The sequence below is a fragment of the Archangium violaceum Cb vi76 genome (assembly GCF_000733295.1).
Taxonomy (GTDB): domain Bacteria; phylum Myxococcota; class Myxococcia; order Myxococcales; family Myxococcaceae; genus Archangium; species Archangium violaceum.
The window spans coordinates 1-23,117 of sequence record NZ_JPMI01000136.1 but is presented as its reverse complement, the minus strand read 5'-3'; the positions used below and the strand labels follow the sequence as shown (position 1 = coordinate 23,117).

Here is a 23,117-nt window from a genome sequence, read left to right as displayed (position 1 = left end):
GAAGGGCATGCAAGATAGGCTCTCCCCCTCATGAGATGGGGAACGGCTCGACCCGCCGGGTGGATATGCCTCCTGGCACTGATGCTCCAGGCCTGCGCGACGACGGGAGCGATGGAGGGCATCGAGCCCGAGGAGGACCTTCCGGCGGAGGAAGTCGGGAGGACTCTGCCTCCACCCTGGGAGACGCGTGACACGCAGGCGGACGAAGACGCGCGCCGGGCCGAAACCACGGCAGCGCTCTCGGGCATGCGTGGAGTGGCCAGCCATGTGGAAGAGGCCGGTGCCCGCCTGGTCTTCCGCTTCTGGGCACAGAACGGGGTGCTGACACTGCTGTCCTGGAAGCGTGATGCCGCGGGCTCTGGCTCCGTGGGGAAGAGTGCGGCGTTCGCCCCAGGTCTCGAAACGCACCTGCCTACCTATGTGGACGCACGCACCGGCGAGATTGCCCTCACCTTGCAACGGGCGCGGCACGGCTGGGGCCTGCGGGCACTCACCACCTCGGAGAGTTCCAAACCCCTGGAGGCCAGGACGCTCCCCGTGCGGCGCACGGGCGTAACGGCGGACACTCTTGCCCAGGCGCATGCCATGGCCACCCGGTTGGCCAAGGGGCTGCGGGTACCCGATGGGGGCAACGCCACGGTGTTGGCGGATGTCCTGTTGGATGACGCTCGGGTCCTTGGCGCGACGATTGCGCGATACGAGTCGCATGGTGGCCCGCCCATCCGCGAGCCCTCGCCGGAGCTGGTCGCGCAACTGACCCAAGCCTTGCTGCCCTTCACCCTCGGCCTCGGGCCACGCACCGTCCGGTTGTCGCTGGAGGCGGAACACCGCCGGGCTGAACGGCATGCACGCTGGCGCGTGATGGAAGCGGTGACGCTACGCCCGGCCACGGAGGCCTCACCCGACCTCGCCGCCGAGCACTACGCGCTCTACGAGCGCATCCTCCGCGAGTGGAGGGAGGAGACCCGGGACGCCTTCCTGGAAGCGGGCGTCAGCAGCACCGAGTTCCTCGCCACCTGGTTCATCAGTGGCCTCGCGCTACGCGGTGGCCTCGCGCTCTTCGAGGCAGTGGCGCCCAGGCTGGCCCCCATCCTGGCTCGCGGCGGCTCGGAAGCCGTGGCCTGGTTCCGCTCCTTCCTCGCCCGCGTACGTCCGGCGGAGCGGGAACAGTTCCATCGCTTGTGGACGAAGGCCCAGACACAAGGACTGTCGGTCGCGGAGAAGGAGCAGCTCCGCAAGCTCATGGCCCGCTTCGACAAGCTCCTCGACTCCAGGCTGGACCGTGATGCGAGCGACAGCCTCAGGCAGATGGCGCACAAGGACTTCTACGGCAAGTTCCATACTGACCTGGCCAGGCTCCTGCTCGACGAGCGAGGAAAGCCCTATCCCGTGCACCATCGCATTCCCCTGGAGTACGCTCATCTCTTCCAGCGGTTGAACATCAACGCCCGCGAAAACCTGTGGGGCGTGCACAGCGCTGTGCACAAGAAGATCAACAATATCTGGACAGCGTTCCGACAGGCGAAAGACAAAGCCACCGCAGAAGACGTGCGGAAAGTGGCCGATATCGTCGACAGGCACTTTGGCCGCTGGTTCAACCAACGTTATGAAGTGGGCCGCTCCGCATCCCCACTCACCACAGCCGAGGCGGATGCACTCCACGAAGTGAAGGCGCTGGTCGGTTTCCTCCTGAAATGAGCATGGCAATGAATACGGATATCCCACTGCCCGGACTCGACCGGTTGATGGAGGTGTACCGGAAGCACGGACTCCACATGAGGACCTTGCCACCAGGGCACTCTCCGCCCGCAGGTGGAGAACTCGTCGCGGGCTATCCCTTCGACCCCGTGCTCGCGACCGTCTACAGGCGTCTTGGCGGGGCTGATTTCGGCGGGGAGTTCGGAGGGCAACTCTTCCTCGACCACGTCAATGATCAGTTGAATGGAGTCGCACTCAGGACCGAGCAATTTCGTGAAGAAGAGGAACCCTTCCGCTCCTCCGTCTTTTTCGGGAACATCCCCGGGCTCGCCTACTACTTCGCCGTGGTGCCCAAGCTCGCCGACGAGCGCGGCCGCCAGCCCGTCATCTTCGTCGATGCCTACATGGACAGGTACGTCCTGCCCATCGCCTCGGACGTGGACCGCTTCTTCGACGCCCTCTCCCACTTCGTCGACATGCTCGTGGTGGACCAGGGCTACCTCTTCGATGGCATGCCCGGCATCCATTTTCCCACCAGCGTCCCCGAGCTCATCGCCCGCGACCGGCGGCTGGTCGAGATGATCGCCACCGGCCGCTTCGACTTCATCATGAATCTGGGAGACGAGTTCCAGGACTGGCTCGCCCGGGTGAAGTCCGCTCGAGGGTAATGCTCCTCACTCCAGCGAAGGAGCCGTATCCCCCTTCGGCAGCAGCCGCTGCTCCTTCCACCGCGCGCGAAGCCCTCCACCTCGGCCACCGCTCGCGTCAGCGCCGCGGAGGGTTCCTGATGCAGCGCCGCATCCACCCACCAGTGAACCCTTCAGGCATGAGGGCACCTCACGGCGTCGGCGAAGTCGCCGTCTTCGGCTCCTCGTAGTCGCTGCGCTCCTGGAAGGGCACGCCAGCGGGAATGATGTCCCCGCTCTTCGTCTTGCGCTCCACATCGGAAATGGACCAGCAGTCCATGTCCGGATCCGAATCCACGTTACCGATGGCATAGGCGATGAAATGCTGCTCCGCCCCTGCGCCCGAGACACCCAATCCCACCGGCTCCCCGTCCTGATTCGTGCCAAAAGTCAGCGGGCAGCCCGCTTCCTTCAACCCAGAAGGCAGAACCGCTTCAGGATGCCGATGCGTGTCTGGAGCGATGATGTTGACAGTCTGCTGCGAGAGGAGCTGCGCTGAATCGCGCTTCTGGATGACCCCGCGGGCGGCGAGGAAATAGGCGTAGCGGTTTCCTCGCTCGGGCGAGTATCCGAGTTCGACAGCATTGGCTGAGTATCGATCCTTCTCCTGCAAGAACGCTCGCTGTGAGGTGAAGAGCGCCTTCAGGTTGGCCTTGGCCTCCCCGGCCTTGAGGGCAGCCGTATTCGCGCTCACGGCCTCCACTTCCTTCGCGGAAGCCTCCCGGGCCTCCGCTTTGCCGTTGCCCATGGAGATGAGGGTGGTCTTCCCTTCCGCGGTGCACGCGGCCTCGCCCGAAGCGGAGACTCCCATGTCCTCGCAGGCCCCCAGGAAGACGTCCTGACGAGTCGACGGCTCGAAACCCTGGGTGATGGCGATCACGATGGCCTTTCCACCACCAAAAGGCCCTCCCTTGACGATCGTATCGGGGACACCGTCCTTGTTGATGTCACCGTACACAGCAGTGTAGTTCGACGCCTTGCATGCAGCCGAGGCCCCGTTCACGCTGCAACGATTATAGGCCTTGATCTTCTCGAAGAGCGCGCTGTCCACCTTGGCAATGAAGGCCGGCTTGGGCAGTTCGTAGACGAGCGGCTCCAGGGACTCGACCCCTGAACACGCGCGCTTGCCGTCCGTGACGGAAACACGAAGGAACAAAGGGTTGCGCGTGTCCCCACCTGCCACGACAAAAGTGACTCCATTCGTCGCGAGCTGCTTGGGCACCTCCACGGTGTACTGCGCCATCAAATCGTCCGACATGGCATCACGGTCAACGAGGCTCAGCCTGACACTGTCCCCCACGCGCACCGGAAGCCACGCTCCAGTACTTGTCTCGTCCACGAAGATGCTGTTCCACCGCGGCTTGGGCGTATCCTCCAACTTTGGCCCGATAGTGACACTGGGCACGTCGTTCCGCTCGGCAGGTCTGGCCATCAACTCGGGGTCTGCATGCGACCCATTGTCCCATGCGGCTCCAGTGGACTTGGTTTCAGGAGCAATTACTTCCATGGGCGAGACGAACAATTCCTTGCAGTCCCGATAGTCCGCTGCAAGAACAGGCGTGGACAGCAGAACACTCGCAATCACTACGCGCTTCATGCGGTACTCCCCCTCTTCGGCCGCTTCGGGATATCGAAGCGCATACCGTGAGGAGGCACACGATACTGCGGCAACGGACTCGTGTCCTCCGGCGTCCGTACCTGCCGCACCAGCGGTACGGGCAGTACGAGTTGCAGAAACCGGTCGTGGAAACCGCCCCCCAGGCAGGTATCGGAGAACTCCGATATAGGCTCTCCCCCACATGAGATGGGGAACGGCTCGACCCGCCGGGTGGATATGCCTCCTGGCGCTGGTGCTCCAGGCCTGCGCGACGACGGGAGCGATGGAGGGCATCGAGCCCGAGGAGGACCTTCCGGCGGAGGAAGTCGGGAGGGACCTGCCTCCACCCTGGGAGACTCGTGACACGCAGGCGGACGAAGACGCGCGCCGGGCCGAAACCACGGCGGCGCTCTCGGGCATGCGGGGAGTGGCCAGCCACGTGGAGGAGCCCGGCGCCAACCTGGTCTTCCGCTTCTGGGCACAGAACGGGGTGCTGACACTGCTGTCCTGGAAGCGTGATGCCTCGGGCTCGGGCTCCGCGGGGACGAGTGCGGCGCTCGCCCCAGGTCTCGAAACGCACCTGCCTGCCTACGTGGACGCACGCACCGGCGAGATTGCCCTCACCTTGCAACGGGAGCGGCACGGCTGGGGCCTGCGGGCACTCACCACCTCGGAGAGTTCCAAACCCCTGGAGGCCAGGACGCTCCCCGTGCGGCGCACGGGCGTAACGGCGGACACTCTTGCCCAGGCGCATGCCATGGCCACCCGGTTGGCCAAGGGGCTGCGGGTACCCGATGGGGGCAGCGCCACGGCGTTGGCGGATGTCCGGTTGGATGACGAGCGGGTCCTTGGCGCGACGATTGCGCGATACGAGTCGCATGGTGGCCCGCCCATCCGCGAGCCCTCGCCGGAGCTGGCCGCGCAACTCACCCAAGCCTTGCTGCCCTTCACCCACGGCCTCGGGCCACGCACCGTCCGGTTGTCGCTGGAGGCGGAACACCGCCGGGCTGAACGGCATGCTCGCTGGCGCGTGATGGAAGCAGGGACGCTGCGCCCGGCCATGGAGGCCCCACCCGACCTGGCCGCCGAGCACTACGCGCTCTACGAGCGCATCCTCCGCGAGTGGAGGGAGGAGACCCGGGACGCCTTCCTGGAAGCGGGCGTCAGCAGCACCGAGTTCCTCGCCACCTGGTTCATCAGCGGCCTCGCGCTACGCGGCGGCATCGCGCTCTTCGAGGCAGTGGCGCCCAGGCTGGCCCCCATCCTGGCTCGCGGCGGCTCGGAAGCCGTGGCCTGGTTCCGCTCCTTTCTCGCCCGCGTACGTCCGGCGGAGCGAGAACAGTTCCATCGCTTGTGGACGAAGGCCCAGACACAGGGACTGTCGGTCGCGGAGAAGGAGCAGCTCCGCAAGCTCATGGCCCGTTTCGAGAAACTCCTCGATACCAAACTGGACAAAGATGCGAGCAACGACCTCAGGCAGATGGCGCACAAGGACTTCTACGGCAAGTTCAATACCGACCTGGCCAGGCTCCTCATTGATGACGATGGATTCATCTACCCTGTGCACCATCGCATTCCCCTGGAGTACGCTCATCTCTTCCAGCGGTTGAACATCAACGCCCGCGAAAACCTGTGGGGCGTGCACGACTCCGTGCACAAGAAGATCAACAATATCTGGACGGCGTTCAGACGGGCGAAAGGCAAGGCCACCGCAGAAGACGTGCGAAAAGTGGCCGACATCGTCGACCGGCACTTTGGCCGCTGGTTCAACCAACGTTATGAAGTGAGCCGCTCCGCATCCTCACTCGCCAAAGCCGAGGCGGATGCACTCGACGAAGTGAAGGCACTGGTCGACCTCCTCCTGAAATGAGCATGACCATGACTGCGGACATCCCACTGCCTGGGCTCGATCGGTTGATGGAGGTGTATCGGAAGTACGGATTGCACATGGAGCTCCTTCCACCAGGGCGTTCCCCGCCTGAAGCAGGAGCACTCGTCGCAGGCTACCCCTTCGACCCCGTACTCGCGGCCGTCTACAAGCGCCTTGGCAGAGCTGATTTCGGAGGGCAATTCGGGGGGCAGCTCTTCCTCAGCCGGGTCGATGACCAGCACAACGGAATCGCACGCAGGACCGAGGAGTTTCGAGAAAAAGAGGAGCCCTTCTGTTCCTCCGTATTTTTTGGGAGCATCCCCGGGCTCGCCCATTACTTCGCCGTGGTGCCCAAGCTCGCCGACGAGCGCGGCCGCCAGCCCGTCATCTTCATTGATGCCTACATGGACAGGTACGTCCTGCCCATCGCCTCGGACGTGGACCGCTTCTTCGATACCCTCTCCCACTTCGTCGACATGCTCGTGGTGGACCAGGGCTACCTCTTCGATGGCATGCCCGGCATCCATTTTCCCGACAGCGTCCCCGAGCTCATCGCCCGTGACCGGCGGCTGGTCGAGATGATCGCCACCGGCCGCTTCGACTTCATCATGAACCTGGGCGACGAGTTCCAGGACTGGCTCGCCCGGGTGAAGTCCGCTCGAGGGTGATGCACCTCCGCAGTCTCCAGTCCCCACGCATGACAGGGAAGGCGCTCGGAGTGGACCCGTTGCGCTTGCGCTCCCGGCGTCTCCTCCTCCAGCCTCGCCCCCCATGAAACTCCGCGTGCTGCTCGCCTCCGCCCTCCTCCTGCCCGCCTGTGCGGCGCGGAGAGCCTCGCCCCCACCCTCCGCCGAGCCCACCACCCCACCGGTCGCTGCTCCCGCTCAGCCCTCCGAGCCCACGAACGCGCCCGTTGCCGCCGCCCCTCCGGCCCCCGAACCCATCAGCCCACCGGTTGCCTTTCTCCCTCCGGCCCAGGAGTTCTCGGTGGCGCCCCCCACCGCCCTCCAGCGGGAGTCAGGCCCCATCGGCACGCGCCACCCCATCCTCTTCCAGCGGGCCGCCAAGGATGGCCGTTGGCTCATCGCCTGCCAGGCCCGCGAGGACACCAACGGCGATGGCAAGCTGGAGGTCCGCTTCGGCCGGCACGGGGACACGTTCGGGGACACGCTCGCCCCCTACCTGTTCCTCGAGCCCGGCGAGGGCGAACGGCTCGACGACTTCCTCGCCGCGGATCCGACCGGCCGCTACCTCGTGGTGGTCCGCGGCGGCTCGCTCCGGCTGCTCGACACGTACACGCGCACCGACGCCGAGCTGGCCCCTCCCGACACCATCCCCGACAGCACCGCGCCCAGCGCCTCCCTGCCCGTGTCCTTCTCGCGCGACGGCCAGCGCCTGCTCCTCGTGTCCCTGAGCGGGCCGGAGAAGCGGGCCACGGCCTTCCTCATCAACCTCCAGGACGGCAGCAAGCGAGAGGTGCCCCATGGCCCCGGCTTGCTGGGCCGTGCCTCGCTCGACCCCGAGGGCCGGTGGGTCTGGTTCGGCGTGGTCACCCAGGACACGGATGGGGATGGACAGCTCACCTGGCCCCGGGCGCAGACGTCGCTCGCCTCCAGGTACTGCCGCGGCCCCATCATGTCCTACGGCCACTACGGCCAGGAGGGCGACACGGCCTCGTGGCTGCTGCGCCGGGTGGAGGGCGGCCCGCTCGTCCCGAAGGAGGGTGTCCTCCAACCGCTCGGAGACGCCCTGCTGCGCCAGGGGGAGCAGGGCGAGGTGTTCGTCGAGCAGGCCTCGGGCCAGCGCACCGAGTGGGTGCCCGCGAGCTGCCGCGCCAATGTCCTCCACGTGGATGCAGCGCGGGAGCAGGTGCTCGTGGCCTGCACCGCCCAGGGCAACGCGCTCGAGCTGCACGGGGCCCGGGTCCACCAGCCGCTCGGCATCGCCACCGAGTACGCGGGGCGGCCCCCGCCCTCCCTGGGTCCTCCCCGGCTGTTCCCCATCTCACCCGCCTCCACCCAGGGTGACTCCGCTCAGAGCGTGGTGGACCTGGAGACGCGCACCGTGCACCCGATGCGCGGCGAGGTGCACTACGTCGAGGGAACCCATGCGCTGGTGAAGCGGTCTACCGGACGCAAGAACGAGAACAGGCGCCTCTGGTTCGTGGACACCACGACGGGAGAGCAGCGCGAGCTCGGCGAGCAGCGGGGGTACGGCTTCGCGGCCGCGGGGGACTTCGCCTACTCCGAGGGCCTGCTGGTGGACATGGGCACCGGGCGGGTCGTCCGGAAGGTCCCCGAGGATGTGCAGACCCTCGATACCCAGGGCCGCATGGTGCTCGACAGCTCCGCCTGGAGCCAGAAGGTGGGCCAAGGCCCCCTCCAGTGGACCCCGGCGGTTCGCTCCCGGTGAGCGGCCGGGCGGGCAGGCCTCACGAAACGGAGTGCATCTCCGCGAGCGGCTCCCGTCCCAGCCCGTGAGTGCCATCTTCAACATCCAATCCCACGCCCCCGCATAAGAGGAACGTGCGGGATGGGTCCTCCTGGGTTAAGGGTTCGCCTGCCTGACAGCCCGGGCTCCGAGCAACCCCCGAGGCCCCGGGCGGGTGGAGGTACCGAGAGATGTCCGAACAGCAGCCGAAGAAGAAGCGCTGGCCCTACGTCCTGGGCGGCATCGTCCTGTTCCTGGTGGTCGTCGTCGCCGTGGCCCTGTGGCGGCTCGACGCCTTCCTGCTCCAGCGTGCGCGCACCGAGGCCGCTGCCTTCGCCCAGACGCTGGGCCGGCCGGTGGAAATCGGTGACATCTCCACCCAGCTCATTCCCCACGTGGGCGTCGAGGTGGAGAACGTGGTGGTCGGTGCCGCCGAGGGCGAGCAGGTGCCCCTGGCGGAGATGAAGAAGCTCGACGTGGCGGTGGCGCTCTGGCCCGCCCTCACCTCGCGCGGCCAGGACATCCAGGTGAAGAACGCCGAGGTGACCGGGCTCACCGTCAACGTCGTCCGGCTGCCGGATGGCACCACCAATGTCTCGCGACTGATGGAGAAGCTCGCCCAGCAGCAGCCCAAGGAGGAGACGCCTCCCGCCGAGGAGCAGCCCACGGACCTGTCCATGGTGCGCGTGGACCGGGCGGCGCTCACCGATGCGACCATCCGCTTCATCGACCGGAGCGCGGCGCAGGCGCGCGAGCTGGCCATCACCGACCTGGACGTGGAGGTGAAGGACCTGCGCGCGGGCAAGCCGCTGGACGTGGTGCTCCACGCCGCGGTGCTGGCGCAGAAGCAGAACTTCCACCTCACGCTGCACACCACACCGCTGCCGGCCTCGCTCATCCCCGTGCCCGAGCGCGTGGCGCTCAAGTCCGAGCCCATCGACCTGGCGCCGCTGGGGCCCTTCCTCGGCGCGGAGGCGGGGTTGCAGGCGGGCACGCTCCAGGCGGACTGGACGGCGCGGCTCGGCGCGGCGGTGCCCGGCGGCACCGGGCCCACGAACCTCAAGGGCGGCCTGCGTGCCCAGGGCCTGCGCTTCGCCGGGGCCGAGGGTGGCAAGGCGCTCGACGTGGTGGTGGACACCGACGTGACGGGCGACATGGAGAAGGGAGACCTGTCCCTCCAGACGCTGCGGGTGGAGCTCGGCCCGGCGCGCATCACCGGCAAGGGCCAGGTGAAGGGGCTGCTCACGGAGAAGCCCACGGTGCAGGACTTCGAGCTGGTGGGGCAGAACCTCGACCCGGCGGTGCTGGCCGAGTACTACCCGCCGCTGCGCAAGCAGCTCGCCAACCAGGTGGCGGGTCCCATCGGCCTGGTGGTGCGCGGAGGCGGCACGCAGGAGTCGCAGGCGCTGACGGCGGAGGTGGACCTGACGCCGGTGCGGCTGCGCATCCCCGAGCAGCTCTCCAAGGAGGCGGGCGCGCCCATGCGGCTGACGGCTCGGCTCACCGGGGCGGCGGCGAGCGGCGGCGCGCTGCGCTTCGATGCGAAGTCGGACCTGTCGGGCGTGGACATGCGGCCGGGGCTGCTGCTGGACAAGCGGCCCGGGCAGACCTTCACGGTGGACGCGGCGGGCACGTACCAGCCCGAGAGCGGCAAGCAGCCCATGAAGGTGGACCTGAGCCGGCTGGGCATCGCCCTGCTCGAGTACACGATGGCCGGCACGGCGTCGTACTCGCAGGCGGGCACGGGGGCGAAGCAGACGATGACGTTCGCCCTGGCGCTCGAGAGCCCGCGGCTCGACGTGGATGAATTGCTGATGACGGACGAGGAGGTGGCGGCCACGGCGGGCGGTCCGCTGCCCGAGGAGGAAGAGGGGCCCCAGGATCCCAAGCGCTTCAACGGCATGCGCGGGAACATGTCCTTCAAGATGGGCGCGCTGCGGATGAACGGGATGGACCTGTCCAACATGGTGGCGGACCTGAAGATGGTGGACGACCTCATCACGGTGGAGCGCTTCACCACGGGCATCTACGGCGGCACGGTGTCGGCGAGCGGGAGTTCGGTGCGGCTGGGCCCGGACGCGGCGCAGCGGCCCTTCGAGCTGAAGGCCGAGGTCAAGGACATGAACGTGGCGGAGGCACTGTCCACGCGGGTGCCGCGCAAGGTGCTGGACGGGAAGTTCAACGGGCAGATGAACCTGTCGGGCGTGGGCTACGAGATGGAGAGCCTGCAGGAGCGGCTCGCCGGGGCCATCGACGGCAGCCTGCTGGGCGGGGCGTTCACGGGCCTCGACATTCCGGCGGCGGTGTCCGCTCCGCTGGTGAAGGCGCTGCCCTTCGCGGGCAAGGTGCTGGACAGTGATGGGGTGACCGAGCTGGCGGAGCAACTGCCGTTCGGGGTGACCATCCAGAATGGCGTGGCGCAGCTGTCCAAGCCGATTACGTGGACGCGGCCGGAAGCGGCGATGAGCTTCGACGGCGGCATCCGGCTGGACGGGACGCTGGACCTGGCGGGCACGGTGAACCTGGGGCCGCCGCTCATCGAGAAGATGACGCTGGGCCGGGCGAAGCCGACCGAGCCGGTGCCGGTGGCGCTGAAGCTGACGGGCAAGGCGTGGAGCCCGGAGGTGACGGGGCTGGACGTGAAGCCGGCGGCGTTGGCCATCGGGAAGATGGCGGTGGCGAGCGCGGCGACGGAGGCGCTGGGGGAGAAGGGCAAGGAGGTGGGGAAGATCATCACCGGCGGCACGGACGCGGCGAAGGAGGCCGCGAAGGCCGAGGCGGAGAAGCGTCAGAAGGAGCTGGAGGAGAAGGCGCGGCAGGAAGCGGAGGCCGCGCGCAAGAAGGCCGAGGAGGAAGCGAAGAAGCGCCTCCGCGGCATCTTCGGGCGCTAATCCGTCATGGCTCAGTGCCGCGCGACGGCGGGCATCCGGGAGGTGTGCGCTCCCGGAGCCACGGACCCGCGCGGGTGCAGCGAGAACTCGCGGCGGACCTCGGTCTCCGGCGCGGTGCGCACGAAGACACCCCGCTCCGCGTCGAACAGCAGGCCCACGTTGAGCACGTGCTTGCAGTAGCCCCAGTGCCCCGTCTCCCAGTACTGGAGCCGCTCGTTGTACACCCCGCGCGCCCACTCGCCGGGAGCCACGCGGAACAGCTCCTCGTGGGGCTCGCCCCGGGACACACCGCTCCACTCGAGCCGTCCCGGCATCCCCATCTTCCCGTAGTCGAGCAGCACCCGGACCTCTCCCTCGTCCGTACGCTCCACGCGGAAGGCCTCCACCTCGATGAAGGGCCTGCCCCTGCGCACCTCCGTCCAGTCCCTCGGCAGGAAGCGCCGCTGCTCGGAGAAGTAGACGTGGTGCAGTTGGAAGCTGGCGTTGCCCCCGGCCCCACTCACCGCCTCCGGCAGCACACTCGCCAGGGGCGTGGCGTCGCGCACCCGCGCGCCCGCGCCTCCCCGCGTGTCCTTCGTCCACTCGGTGGTGAGCAGTTGGATGAACAAGCCGGAGACTCGCGTACCCGCACGAGGAGAACGTCTGCTTGGGTGCCGGGCCATGGTGTGACTTCCAGACGGGGCGCGTTTCCGAAACCGGCGAGAGGCCCCCAGCCCTCGTGATTTCCCGGGGTGCGACCCACCCGGCCCTCCCTTTCGGGTGCAGACCTATATCGGCAACCTCCGCAATCCCGGCAATCCCCCCATGGCCATTCCCCGACGCCAGCGGGCCTTCAGCGTCGGAGGCGCAACAGTGCCATCGCCCATGGCCGCACGATTCCCATGGCACGAGAAGAAGTGAGCCCCTTCAGCCCACGTTTTCAGCCCACGTGGGCGCGAGCCTCGGCGCCTCCGAGCACCCTCCGCAGGTGCTCGCACAGCTTCGCGGTGGCACGCACGGACTCGGGGAAGTGGACCATCTCCGGCCACACCTCCAGAGCGGCTCGCCCCGGTCGCGCAGCGCCACCAGCGCCGCGATGGACAACCCGCCTCCGAGGATGCCGAGGCGTCCCATGTGTCGTCCCCCAGTGAGGCCCGCGGTGTGGCACGGCGGGGGGGTCGGGATTCAACCCGGGAGCTCCGGCACCCTCACCCCGTCCCTCTCCCGGAGGGCGAGGGAGAGTTGTTCCAGGAGGGCCCTCGCTTCCCGGAGGTCCGCCGAGTCCACGTCCTCCTCGAAGTGGGCGAGCACCCGCGTCAGGCGCTTGCGTGCCGCTTCGGGCCGCCCCGTGTCCCGCAGCAGCCGGCCCAGGCCCACCGTCGCGCGCAGCTCGAAGAGCAGGGCCCCCTGCTCGTGCGCCATGGCGCGGGCCCGGAGGAATTCACCCTGGGCCTCACGCTCCTGTCCCGCCGCGTGCAGCAGCTCGCCCCGGACCCGGTGCAGCTCGGCCTTGAAGCCGTGCTCTCCCGTCTCCCCTACCTCCCTCAAGGTCTCGTCCACCACCACCAGCCCCTCGCGCAGTTGCCCCAGCCGCAGGTGCATCTCCGCGATCAACACGAAGCAGCACGTCAGCCCTCCCCGGAGCCCCCGTTCCCTCCAGTGGACGGCCTGCTGTTGCGTGAGCACCAGCCCCTCCCGGGGTCGCCCCTGCTCGGCCATGACCCAACCCCGGATGGCCCTCGCCCACGTCGGCCACACCCAATGGCTGCGCTCGCTGGAGATGGCGATGACCTCGTCCGACAACCGCACGGCCTCCTGGACGTCCCGCCGGATCAGACAGGCCACGTCCATATAGGTCAGCGTCAGGGCCCGGTAGAGGGGCTCGCCGAGCTGACGGACGAGCTCCAGGCCCTCCCGGCAATACTCCCGCGCTCGCACCAGCCCGCCCGACATCGCATGGATGATGGAGGCATGGGCCAGGCCCTGCGAGACGAGCACCGCCCAATGGGGCTCGGTGCGGGAGCGCGACCAGGCGACGGCGAGCTCGCTGTGCTCCAGGGCCCTCCGGATCCGTCCCCGGTAGGTGAGCTCGACCGACAGCATCCCATGACCCGTGGCGAGCAGCTCCGGGCTTCGCTGACGCTCTCCCAGGCGCACCACCTGCTCGGCCACGTCGTGCCCCGAGGGGAAGTCCGCCCGGAGCTGGTAATAGGTGAAGATGCTCCAGAGCGTCTCCTCGAGCCCCGGGGGGAGCGCCTCCATCCGCCGCAACATCTCCCGCAGCCGGTCATGGATTCGCGCCGCCTCCGGCGAGTCGAACCCCTCCAGCATGGCCTGGGAGAAGCCCTGGATGGACAACAGCTGCAGCTCCCCGCCCTGGAGCTGGCTGTCCCGAGGCAGGCGTGGCAGCAGCTCCAGCGCCTGGGAGAGCTGTTTCACGAACTCGGGAATGGCCATGCGCTGGAGGGCGAACCAGCCCGCGCGAATCCAACAGGGAAGGGCCCGCGCGTGCTCCCCCGCCTCCGTGAGGTGATACGCGAGCACCTCGGGCCGCATCGTCTCCATGGCCGGAAAGCGCTCCTCCAGGACGCGTGCGACCCGCTGGTGGTGCCGCCGCCGCTCGTCGCGCGGCAGGGACTCGTAGGCCGCTTCCTGGAAGAGCGCGTGCCGGAACTGAAACCCGGACGCGTCCGTCCCCTCGCGCGCCTCCTGGAGCAACCCCGCGGCCACCAGCTCCCCGAGCTCGCGCCGCAGGCCCTCGGCCCCGTGCCCCGTGAGCGCCGCGAGCAACTCCAGCGAGAAGTCCCGCCCCACCACCGCGCCGAGCTGCGCCAGTGCCTTCTGGCGCGAGGGCAGCAGATCCAACCGGGCCAGCAGCAGCTCGTGCAGGGTGGCGGGGATGGACGCCACCTCTCCGTCCTCCACCACCCGGCGCGTCAGCTCCTCGATGAAGAGGGGAATCCCATCCGCCTTGCGCACCAGCTCCCGCACCGTCTCCTCCGGCGGTGCACGCGCTCCCGCCACCTCCTTCACCAGCGCCGTGGCGAGCCCGGCCGGCAGGCGCTCCAGGGCGAGCACATGGAATCCGGCACGAGCGGGCCACGCGGGCTGGAACTCGGGGCGGGCGGTGAGGACGATGAGGAGGCGTGCGCCCTCGAGGCGCTCGAGCAGGGTGGCGAGCAACCCGAGCCAGGAGGAGTCCGCCCAGTGCAGATCCTCGACGGCGAGGAACACCGGATGCCGCCGCGACATGGCCAGCAGCAGGTCTCCCAGGGCCTCGTCCGCCTTCTCCCGCCGCCGCTCGGCGGTGAGCCGGAACACCGGGGAGTCCTCGGGGATGGGGAGCGCGAGGAGCTGGCCCAGCAGCGGCAGGTGCTCTCCGGACAGGCCCAGCTCGCCCAACCGCGCCTCCAGCTCCGCCAGGTGCCGCGCGGGTGTGCCCTCCGGGGAGAAGCGCAGCAGGCGCTGGAGCACCTCGGCGGTGGGAGGCAACGCGCTGGCCCCCGGCTGGGACCAGCACTGGAAGCACGCCTGGGTGGCCGCCTCCGAGGGCACACGCTCGCGCAACTCCTGGAGCAGGCGGGACTTGCCGATGCCCGCTTCGCCGCGCAGCAGCACGACGGCGCCCCGCCCGCCTCGCGCCGCGTCCCAGAGTGCCCGCAGCCACCGCAGCTCGGACTCCCGCCCCACCAGTGGCGAGAGACCCCCGGCCACGAGCCTCCGCTCGAAGCGCCTCCCCACCTCCCGCTCGCGCCGCACACGGTGAATGCGCAAGGTGGCCGGCCCCGCCAGGCCCGTGAACTCCCGCGTGCCGAGCCGCTCCGTCTCGAAGGCCCCGCGTACCTGCTTCCACGTCGTCTCGCTGGCGAGCACCTCTCCGGGCCCGGCCTGGGCCGCGAGCCAGGACACCACCCGGGGTGCCTCACCCCGCATGGCACGGGTGTCCAGCACCATCCGGTCCGTGTGCAGGCCCACCTTCACGCCCAGCACCGGGAGCGGCAGGTGCGGCAACCTCCGCTGGAGCCACTCCGGCACGTCGCGGGCCAGGCACAGCCCCGCGCGCACCGCGTGTTCCGCGTCGTCCTCCCGCACCTGGTGCCCTCCGAAACAGGCGAACACCTCGGCGCCCATGGCCAGGGTGACACCGCCCTCGTACGGCCGGAGGAGCTCCTCACAGCCCTGGTGGAAGGCCGCCTCCAGCTCTCCCAGCTCCTCGGCATCCACCCGCCCCACCAGTCCGGACATGCCCGTGAGCTGGCAGCACAACAGCACCAGTTGCCTGCGCTGCCGCGTCACGGGCCCCGCAGCCCCGGCGCCGGAGCGGGTGAGCCGGGCCCGCAGCTCGTGCAGCTCCCGCCGCAGCTCGCGGGCCGAGTGGAAACGCCGGGCCGGCTCCTTGGCCAGCGCCGTGGCCAGCAGCGACTCCACCTCTCGCGGAACCTCCGGGTTGCGCGCGCGCACCGAAGGCACCGGCTCCCTGGACGTCACCCGCTCGCGCAACTCCTCCCATGTGGCCCCCGACACGGGCAGCTCTCCGGTGAGCAGCTCGTAGAGCACCACGCCCGCCGACCAGATGTCGGTGCGGGCATCCGGCGGCTCTCTCCGCCACTGCTCCGGTGCCATGTACGCGGGTGTCCCCACCGTGGGCAGATGGGGCACGTCACTGGCGCGGACCGCCATGTGCGACAGGCCAAAGTCCAGCAGCTTCACCACGTCCTTCCGGGTGAGGAAGACGTTGCCCGGCTTGAGGTCGCGGTGGACGATGCCCCGCTCGTGCGCGTGCTCCAACCCCGCGCAGATGCCCTCCAGCACCTCCAGCGCGCGCCCCACCTCCAACCGCCCCCGCTTCAGCCGCGCGGCGAGCGGCTCGCCCTCCAGGCACTCCATGACGAGGAAGGGCACGTCCGGCCCCTCGGGACGGCTCCGCAGCGTGCCCACGTCGAAGATGCGGACGATGTTCTCGTGGTCCAGCCGGGCCACCGCCCGCGCCTCCGCGAGCGCCTCTGCCTCGAAGCCCGGACGGGGGAGCAGGAACTTGAGCGCGACCTCGCGCCGCAACGTCTCGTCGCGCGCGCGGAACACCTGCCCCATGCCCCCGCCGCCCATCCACTCGAGCACCTCGAACCGGCGTCCGTCCGGGCCGCCCAGCCGCTGCCCGGGAAACGGCAACACGGGCAACGGCTCCGACCTCAACAACGTCTCCAGGAAGGAGTCCTCGAAGTCCGAGTTGTCCACGGCTCCCTCCTGCCCCGCGTGCGCGGGGTCAACCCGGGAGTTCCGGCACCCTCACCCCGACCCTCTCCCGGCGGGAGAGGGGAAATGGGGATGGCTCAGTGCCTCGTGACTCCCGGGGCGGGCGCCAGCCTGCGCGGGCCGATCCGGTCCCGGTTGTGCGGCGTCAGCAGGTCCACCTGCGGCCCCATCGGCACGATGCGCGAGGGGTTGATGGCGTCCTGGCTCCAGTAATAGTGCACCTTGATGTGCTCGATGTTCGTCGTCTCCGCGAACCCGGGCGTCTGGTACAGGTCCAGCAGGTAGTTCCACAGGTTGGGGAAGTCCTGCACCCGCGCCAGGTTGCACTTGAAGTGGGAGTAGTAGACGAAGTCGAAGCGCACCAGCGTGGTGTAGAGGCAGATGTCCGCCTCGGTGAGCACGTCGCCACACAGGTAGCGCCGCCGCTCCAACACCCGCTCCCAGTGCTGCAACGCGGTGAAGAGCTCGCGCACCGCCAGCTCGTACGCGCCCTGGCTGTTGGCGAAGCCCGCCTTGTACACGCCGTTGTTCACCGGCTCGTAGAGCGCGTCGATCGTCTCGTCCACCTGCTCGCGCAGCTCCTCGGGACACAGCGTCACCGGGTGCTCGGCGAAGGCGTCGAACCCGGTGTCCAGCATGCGCAGCAGCTCGCGCGACTCGTTGTTGACGATGGTGCGCTCGCGCGTGTCCCACAGCACCGGCACCGTCACCCGCCCCGAGTAGTGGGGATCCGCCTTCAGGTAGAGCTCGCTCAGGTAGCGCGAGCCATTGAGCTTGTCCGGACCCGAGCGCGGGTAGCCCCCGAAGCCCCAGCCGTTGCGCCCCATGCGCGGATCCACCACCGTCATGCCCACCGCCGACTCCAGCCCCTTGAGCTTGCGGATGATGAGCGCGCGGCTCGCCCACGGGCAGGCATAGGACACATAGAGATGGTAGCGGCCCGCCTCCGCCGGGAAGCGGCCTTCCCCGCTCGCGGAGACCTGGTCATGGAAGCGCGTTCGCGGACGCACGAAGCGTCCGGCCTCGTCCGGGGCGTACCAGTCCGTACGCCACTCTCCGTCCACCAACATTCCCACGTTTCACCTCCGTTACCCGGTAACGGTTGGCACGCCGCGTCAGGCGGGCAATCACCCGAGCGTGCGACAGGACTGGTGCGAGCCCGCGCGCACGACGGGCAGGCGGAGGGACAGGGGCCCGGGTGGGCTGGAGCGCCTCACCCCCGGGGCAGCGTCACCAGGAAGGAGGCCCCCTGCCCCGGCACGCTCTCCACGTGGATGGTGCCCCCCATGGCGGTGACGATCTCCCGCGTAATCCACAGCCCCAGCCCCAGGCCTCCGTAGTGCCGGTCGCTCACCGCGCGCTCGAAGCGCTCGAAGATGCGCGCCTGGACGGCGGGCTCGATACCGATGCCCTCGTCACGCACGTGAAGGTGGGCCCGCTCGCCCGAGGTGCTCAACGCCACCTCCACCGGCTGGCCCGCGCCATACTTGAGGGCATTGGAGAGCAGGTTGCTCAACACCTGCTCCAGGCGCAGCCGGTCCCACCGCGACACCACCGGCCCGGGCACCCGCACGCGCAGGGTGCAGCCCGCGCGCTCGGCCTCGGGGCGGAAACGCCCGGCCACCTCCCGTACCAACTCCGCCAGGTCCAGCGCCTCCGGCCGCAGCACCAGCCGTCCCGAGGTGATGCGCGACACATCCAGCAACTCGTCCACCAGCACGCCCAGGCGGCCCACCCCGCGCTCCAGGCCCGTCAGCCGGGACACGGTCCGCTCGCTCCAGGCCGCCTCCCGGCGCGCACCGGCCACCAGCGTCTGGACGTTGAGCTTCAACGCGGTGACGGGCGTGCGCAGCTCGTGCGCGGCCACCTGGAGGAACCCATCGCGCAACCCGATGGCCTTCTGCGCCTCGCGGTAGAGCAGCGCGTTGTCCACCGAGACGGCGGCCCGGCGAGCCAGCTCCTCGGCCAGCCGCAGCTCCTCCTGCCCATACCACCGCCCCGTCCCGGTGCGCACCAGCGTGAGGGCTCCCAGCACCCGCCCGCGCGAGCGCAACACCACCGTGAGATAGGAGCGCAGCCCCAACTCCCGCATCAGCCGCAGGTGCTCCGCGTCCCGCGCGTAGCGGACGAGCCCCTCGTCGGTGACTTCCGGGATGAGCTCCGGCTCGCCGGTGCGCAGCACCCGGGAGACGCCGAAAGCGGCGTCCGGTTGGATGGGGTAGCGCCGGAGCAGCTCCTCGATCAGCCGCACCTTCTCCGGGTCCCTGTGGACGTTGATGAGCCGGTGCGCCCCCCCCCGCTCATCCACCACGTCCACCCCGCACCAGTCGGCGAGCACCGGCACGGCCAGCGTGGCCACCCGCCGCAAGGTGTCCTCGTAGTCGAGCGAGGTGGCCAGCACCGCACTGGCCTGGGCGAGGAAGCGCAGGTCGTCCTCCGCGCGCCGGCGCTCGGTGACATCCGTCACCGTGCCGATGAAACGCACGGCGTGGCCCTGCTCGCCGAAGAAGCACTGGCCGCGCGAGGCGACCCACCGCTCCATGCCGTCCTGGAACCTCCGGATGCGGAACTCCTCGCGGTATTCGCCGTCACCGCCTGGAGCGAGCGCCCGCACCACCGACGCATCCACCCGCTCCCGCTCCTCCGGGACGACACTGGCCAGGAAGATGGGGTAGTCCACGTGCGCCCCCACCGGCAGTCCGAAGAGGGCCGAGCAACGCGCATCCCAGCGCAGCTCGCCCGTGAGGGGATTGAAGTCCCACGTGCCGAGCGCGGCCGACTCCAGCGCGAGCCGCAGGTGGGCCTCGCTCTCGCGCAGCGCCTCCGTCCGCTGGCTCAACGTCTGGGAGAGGGCCTCGGCGCGCTCGCCCGCCCGCGCCGCCTCCCGCTCGCGCGCTTCCCGCTCCTGGCGCACCCGCTCGGTGTACCCCGCGAAGAACTCCCTCAGCCGGGGCTCCTCCTGGAGCAGCGGCCCCAGGTGCTCCCGGGCACGTCGGTCCGCCTCGTAGGACAGCTCTGGATGGGTCTCCGCCCACAGCAGGCACGTCTTCACATAGGCGAGGAACACGACGAGGTGGTCGTAGCGCACGGGACCGAGCAACCGGCGCACCCGTTCCCGGCACCGCTCCGCCCTCGCGTGGTGGTCGAACAGGAAGACCGAGCAGCGGAACAGGTCCTCCTCCAGGGCCGAGCCAGGGGCTGGCCAGTCCTCGAGGGCTTCATGGCCGGCATCCATGCGGGCGAGCGCCTCGTCGATGGCCCCGTGGGGAGGAGGAAGGGACTCCAGGAGCGCCAGCACCTCGGAGGCGCGCAGGCCCATGGGCCGCAGGGCGCAGGAGTGGCACACGATGCAGTAGGGCACCGCGCAGTAGCGGGACAACCAGGCGAAGAGCTTCTCGCGGAAGAGGGCGGGGAGGGGATTGTCCACGTAGGCGAGCAGCGACTGCCCCCACAGGTTCTCCAGCACCCGGGCGTCGTCCTCCGCGGACGCGAAGAACGGGGGGAAGAACCCGAAGCGCGCTTCAATCTCCTCCCGGATTTCCCGTGCCGTGCGCATTCCTCGAACCGGGGTTGGACAAGCCCTGAGACTTTCAAGGTGCGGCCGGGAGCCGCCCCGGCGCCACCAGGGGTCCGCCCGGTTGGAGCTCATCCAGGAAGGCGCTCGTCCTGTAACGGCATGGTCCCCGGTATGAAACACCGTGAAACAGTCACGGGCCCGTCCGTTCGCCCCGTGACCTCCCGAGTGCCCGGCAGCGAACGGGTGGCACGCCATCTGCACGAACCCCGTGGAACGGAACCTGGCTCCAATGAGACGGAGACAGGTGTTGCACGAGACATGAACTGCCCTCCGGGGCACGGGAGGCCGAGATGAGCGACGTGGTGACCGAGCAGGTCTGCGAGGATCCGGTGATGGTGCCGGTGGCCCGGGGGCCGGGGACCGAGCGGCACCGGGTCCTCATCATCGGAGGGGGCACGGCGGGCATCAGCGTGGCGGCGCGGCTGGCGCACGCGGGGCAGAAGGACGTGGCCATCCTCGAGCCGAGCGCGCACCACTACTACCAGCCGCTCTGGACGCTGGTGGGCGCGGGCGAGGCGCGCGTGGAGGACACCATCCGCGACGAGGCCCGCCTCATCCCCCGGGGCGTGAAGTGGATTCAAGACTGGGCGGAGGAGGTGGACCCGGTCGCCAAGACGGTGGGCACGCGGAGCGGCAAGCGCATCGGCTACGACTTCCTCGTGGTGGCACCGGGCATCCAGCTCGACTGGGACAAGGTGAAGGGCCTGCGGCAGGCGCTGGCGGAGCGGCCCAACGTCTCCAGCAACTACGACGTGCGTTACGCGCCCAAGACGTGGGAGATGCTGCGCGCCTTCCAGGGAGGCACGGCGCTCTTCACCCACCCGGCCACGCCGGTGAAGTGCGCGGGCGCGCCGCAGAAGATCATGTACCTGGCCGCGGACCACTTCCGGAAGCGGGGCATGCAGGACAAGGCGCACGTCATCTTCGCCTCGGCGGGCAAGGCCATCTTCGGGGTGAAGGAGTTCGCCACGGTGCTGGAGCAGGTGGTGAAGCGCTACGGCATCGACACGCGCTACCAGCACAACCTCACCGAGGTGCGGGGCGACCGGAACGAGGCCGTCTTCACGCGGACGCTGCCGGAAGGGGGCACCGAGGAGGTGGTCATCCCCTATGAGCTCCTCCACGCGTGCCCGCCGCAGAGCGCGCCGGACTTCATCAAGCGCAGCCCGCTGGCCTGGCAGGAGGGTGGGACGAAGGGGTGGGTGAAGGCGAACAAGCACACGTTGCAGCACCCGGACCACCCGGAGGTGTTCGCGTTGGGAGACGCGTCGGACCTGCCGACGTCGAGGACCGGGGCGGCCATCCGCAAGCAGGCGCCGGTGCTGGTGGAGAACCTGCTCGCCATCATGGCCGGCCGGGCGCCCACCGCGAGCTACGACGGCTACGCGTCCTGCCCGCTCACCACGGGCTACGGCAAGCTGCTGCTCGCCGAGTTCGATTACGACGGCAAGCCCACGCCGAGCATCCCGCTCATCGACACCCTCAAGGAGCGGCATGACATGTGGCTGCTCAAGAAGTACGGCCTGCCGCAGCTCTACTGGAAGCTGATGCTGCGCGGGCGGGCCTGACGGGCGCGGTGGTGAGCAACTGGTCCAACAGTCGGACCAGTTGGTGAAGCGCGCGGCCGGGAGGGGTATGAACCGGGGTGAAACACGGTGTTTCACCCGCCCGCGCCCATGCCCACCTCGCGCTCCTCCCCCTCCACCGGTTCCCCGCTGTTTCTTCTACCCGCCCTGGAGGCGCTGGCGGGGGCCGTGCTGCTCGTCGACCCCCAGCAGCGGGTGACGGCGGCCACCCCCGAGGCGGAGGAGCGCCTGGGCCCCACCACCGTCCGCCCGGGCACACCGCTGGCGGAAGCGCTCTCCGTGTCCGAGGGAGCGCGGGGACTCGAGGCGCTGCTCTCCCATGGGCGCCAGGTGGAGGCCCGGTCGCGGACGCCGGGAGCCGTGCGGATAATGCGGGTGAGGGCCGTGCCCGTGGAGCAGGGAGCGAAGCGGCTCGGGTGGGTGGTGCTGCTCGGCGCGGAGGCGGAGACCGAGGGGACGCGGGGAGACGCCGAGGAGACGTTCCACGGCATGTGGACGCGGAACCCGGGGATGAAGCGCCTGTTCCGCATCGTGGAGAAGGTGGCGCGCACCGAGTCGAGCGTGTTGGTGCGGGGCGAGTCGGGCACGGGGAAGGAGCTGGTGGCCAACGCGCTGCATGCCATCTCGGCGAGGCGCAAGGGGCCCTTCCGCGCCATCAACTGCGCGGCGCTTCCGCCGAGCCTCCTGGAGAGCGAGCTGTTCGGCCACGTGCGCGGCGCCTTCACCGGCGCGGTGCGGGACAGCCCGGGCCACTTCCGCCTCGCGGACGGGGGCACGCTCTTCCTGGACGAGGTGGGAGAGATTCCGCTGGAGCTCCAGGGGAAGCTGCTGCGGGTGCTGGAGACGCGCTCGGTGATTCCGGTGGGAGGACGCTCGCCGGTGCCGGTGAACGTGCGCATCGTGGCCGCCACCCACCGGCCGCTGCGGCGCGAGGTGGAGGCGGGCCGCTTCCGAGCGGACCTGATGTACCGGCTGCGGGTGGTGCCGCTCTTCCTGCCGTCCTTGCGCGAGCGGCGCGAGGACATCCTTCCACTGGCGAGGCGATTCCTCGACGAGCTGGAGCAGAACGGCCCACGGTGCGTGGAGCGTTTCTCGCCGGGAGCGCGGCACCTGTTGGAGTCACATGGCTGGCCGGGCAACGTGCGCGAGCTGCGCAACGTGATGGAGTACGCCTACGTCATCGGGGAGGGGCCGGTGCTGCACGAGGCCGACCTGCCGCCCGAGTTCTCCGAGCCACGGCCCCTGGCCGCCACCGTGGTGTCCGAGCCCATCCCGGCGGAGGACACCCATGATCCGGAGGCACTGCGGACGGCACTGGCGAGAGCGGGAGGAAACCGCACGGAGGCCGCCCGGATGCTGGGCATCAGCCGGGTGACACTCTGGCGCCGTCTCCGGGACGTGGGCATCGCCTGAGCCGTTTCAGACCGTTTCACCGATTTCACGAACTGTTTCACCGTTTGAATCCCCTCTCCCTCTGGGAGAGGGTCAGGGTGAGGGTCAGCGCCCTCTGAGAACACCTCACCCGGGGCCGTCGTCCCCGTTCCCGTACC

Annotated in this window: 13 protein-coding genes; 8 read left to right on the top strand and 5 right to left on the bottom strand. The window is 69.4% G+C overall.

The window, feature by feature from the left end; all coding sequences use genetic code 11:
* Nucleotides 1-30 precede the first annotated feature (30 nt).
* Entirely contained in the window at nucleotides 31-1,698 is a 1,668-nt protein-coding gene (locus tag Q664_RS20175; protein WP_160174459.1) for a hypothetical protein, read from the top strand.
* An 8-nt stretch (nucleotides 1,699-1,706) separates the two neighbouring features.
* The gene (locus tag Q664_RS20170) at nucleotides 1,707-2,366 is read left to right on the top strand and encodes a hypothetical protein (protein WP_152622227.1); all 660 of its coding nucleotides are present in this window, start codon (nucleotides 1,707-1,709) and stop codon (nucleotides 2,364-2,366) included.
* Between the two features lie 169 nt (nucleotides 2,367-2,535).
* On the opposite strand, the gene Q664_RS56440 is transcribed toward Q664_RS20170, so the two are convergent.
* Entirely contained in the window at nucleotides 2,536-3,981 is a 1,446-nt protein-coding gene (locus Q664_RS56440; RefSeq protein WP_160174458.1) for a hypothetical protein, read from the bottom strand.
* Between the two features lie 202 nt (nucleotides 3,982-4,183).
* On the opposite strand from Q664_RS56440, the gene Q664_RS20160 reads away from it, so the two are divergent.
* The 4 genes from Q664_RS20160 to Q664_RS20145 all read left to right on the top strand — a co-directional run bounded on the left by Q664_RS20160 (nucleotide 4,184) and on the right by Q664_RS20145 (nucleotide 11,172).
* Nucleotides 4,184-5,851, top strand: a complete 1,668-nt coding sequence (locus Q664_RS20160) for a hypothetical protein (RefSeq protein ID WP_160174457.1) — start codon at nucleotides 4,184-4,186, stop codon at nucleotides 5,849-5,851.
* Between the two features lie 347 nt (nucleotides 5,852-6,198).
* A complete protein-coding gene (locus Q664_RS59205; RefSeq protein WP_160174456.1) occupies nucleotides 6,199-6,519 on the top strand; it encodes a hypothetical protein in 321 nt (106 codons plus the stop codon).
* A 103-nt stretch (nucleotides 6,520-6,622) separates the two neighbouring features.
* Nucleotides 6,623-8,263 (top strand): WD40 repeat domain-containing protein, encoded by a 1,641-nt coding sequence (locus Q664_RS20150; RefSeq protein ID WP_160174455.1) that lies wholly within the window; start codon nucleotides 6,623-6,625, stop codon nucleotides 8,261-8,263.
* Nucleotides 8,264-8,472: 209 nt separating this feature from the next.
* Entirely contained in the window at nucleotides 8,473-11,172 is a 2,700-nt protein-coding gene (locus Q664_RS20145; RefSeq protein WP_043397913.1) for an AsmA family protein, read from the top strand.
* Nucleotides 11,173-11,183: 11 nt separating this feature from the next.
* Here Q664_RS20145 and Q664_RS20140 read toward each other — a convergent pair whose 3' ends face one another.
* The 4 genes from Q664_RS20140 to Q664_RS52400 form a co-directional block, all read right to left on the bottom strand.
* A complete protein-coding gene (locus tag Q664_RS20140; RefSeq protein ID WP_043397910.1) occupies nucleotides 11,184-11,780 on the bottom strand; it encodes a hypothetical protein in 597 nt (198 codons plus the stop codon).
* 556 nt (nucleotides 11,781-12,336) lie between these two features.
* A complete protein-coding gene (locus Q664_RS20135; protein ID WP_052518414.1) occupies nucleotides 12,337-16,386 on the bottom strand; it encodes a protein kinase domain-containing protein in 4,050 nt (1,349 codons plus the stop codon).
* Nucleotides 16,387-16,481: 95 nt separating this feature from the next.
* Complete coding sequence (locus Q664_RS20130; protein ID WP_052518413.1) at nucleotides 16,482-17,474, bottom strand: glutathione S-transferase family protein; 993 nt, start codon at nucleotides 17,472-17,474, stop codon at nucleotides 16,482-16,484.
* Between the two features lie 143 nt (nucleotides 17,475-17,617).
* Complete coding sequence (locus Q664_RS52400; protein WP_052518412.1) at nucleotides 17,618-19,960, bottom strand: PAS domain-containing sensor histidine kinase; 2,343 nt, start codon at nucleotides 19,958-19,960, stop codon at nucleotides 17,618-17,620.
* A gap of 311 nt (nucleotides 19,961-20,271) precedes the next feature.
* On the opposite strand from Q664_RS52400, the gene Q664_RS20120 reads away from it, so the two are divergent.
* Complete coding sequence (locus Q664_RS20120) at nucleotides 20,272-21,549, top strand: NAD(P)/FAD-dependent oxidoreductase (protein WP_084610150.1); 1,278 nt, start codon at nucleotides 20,272-20,274, stop codon at nucleotides 21,547-21,549.
* 108 nt (nucleotides 21,550-21,657) lie between these two features.
* Complete coding sequence (locus Q664_RS20115) at nucleotides 21,658-22,980, top strand: sigma-54 interaction domain-containing protein (RefSeq protein WP_052518411.1); 1,323 nt, start codon at nucleotides 21,658-21,660, stop codon at nucleotides 22,978-22,980.
* The last annotated feature ends 137 nt before the right edge of the window (nucleotides 22,981-23,117 follow it).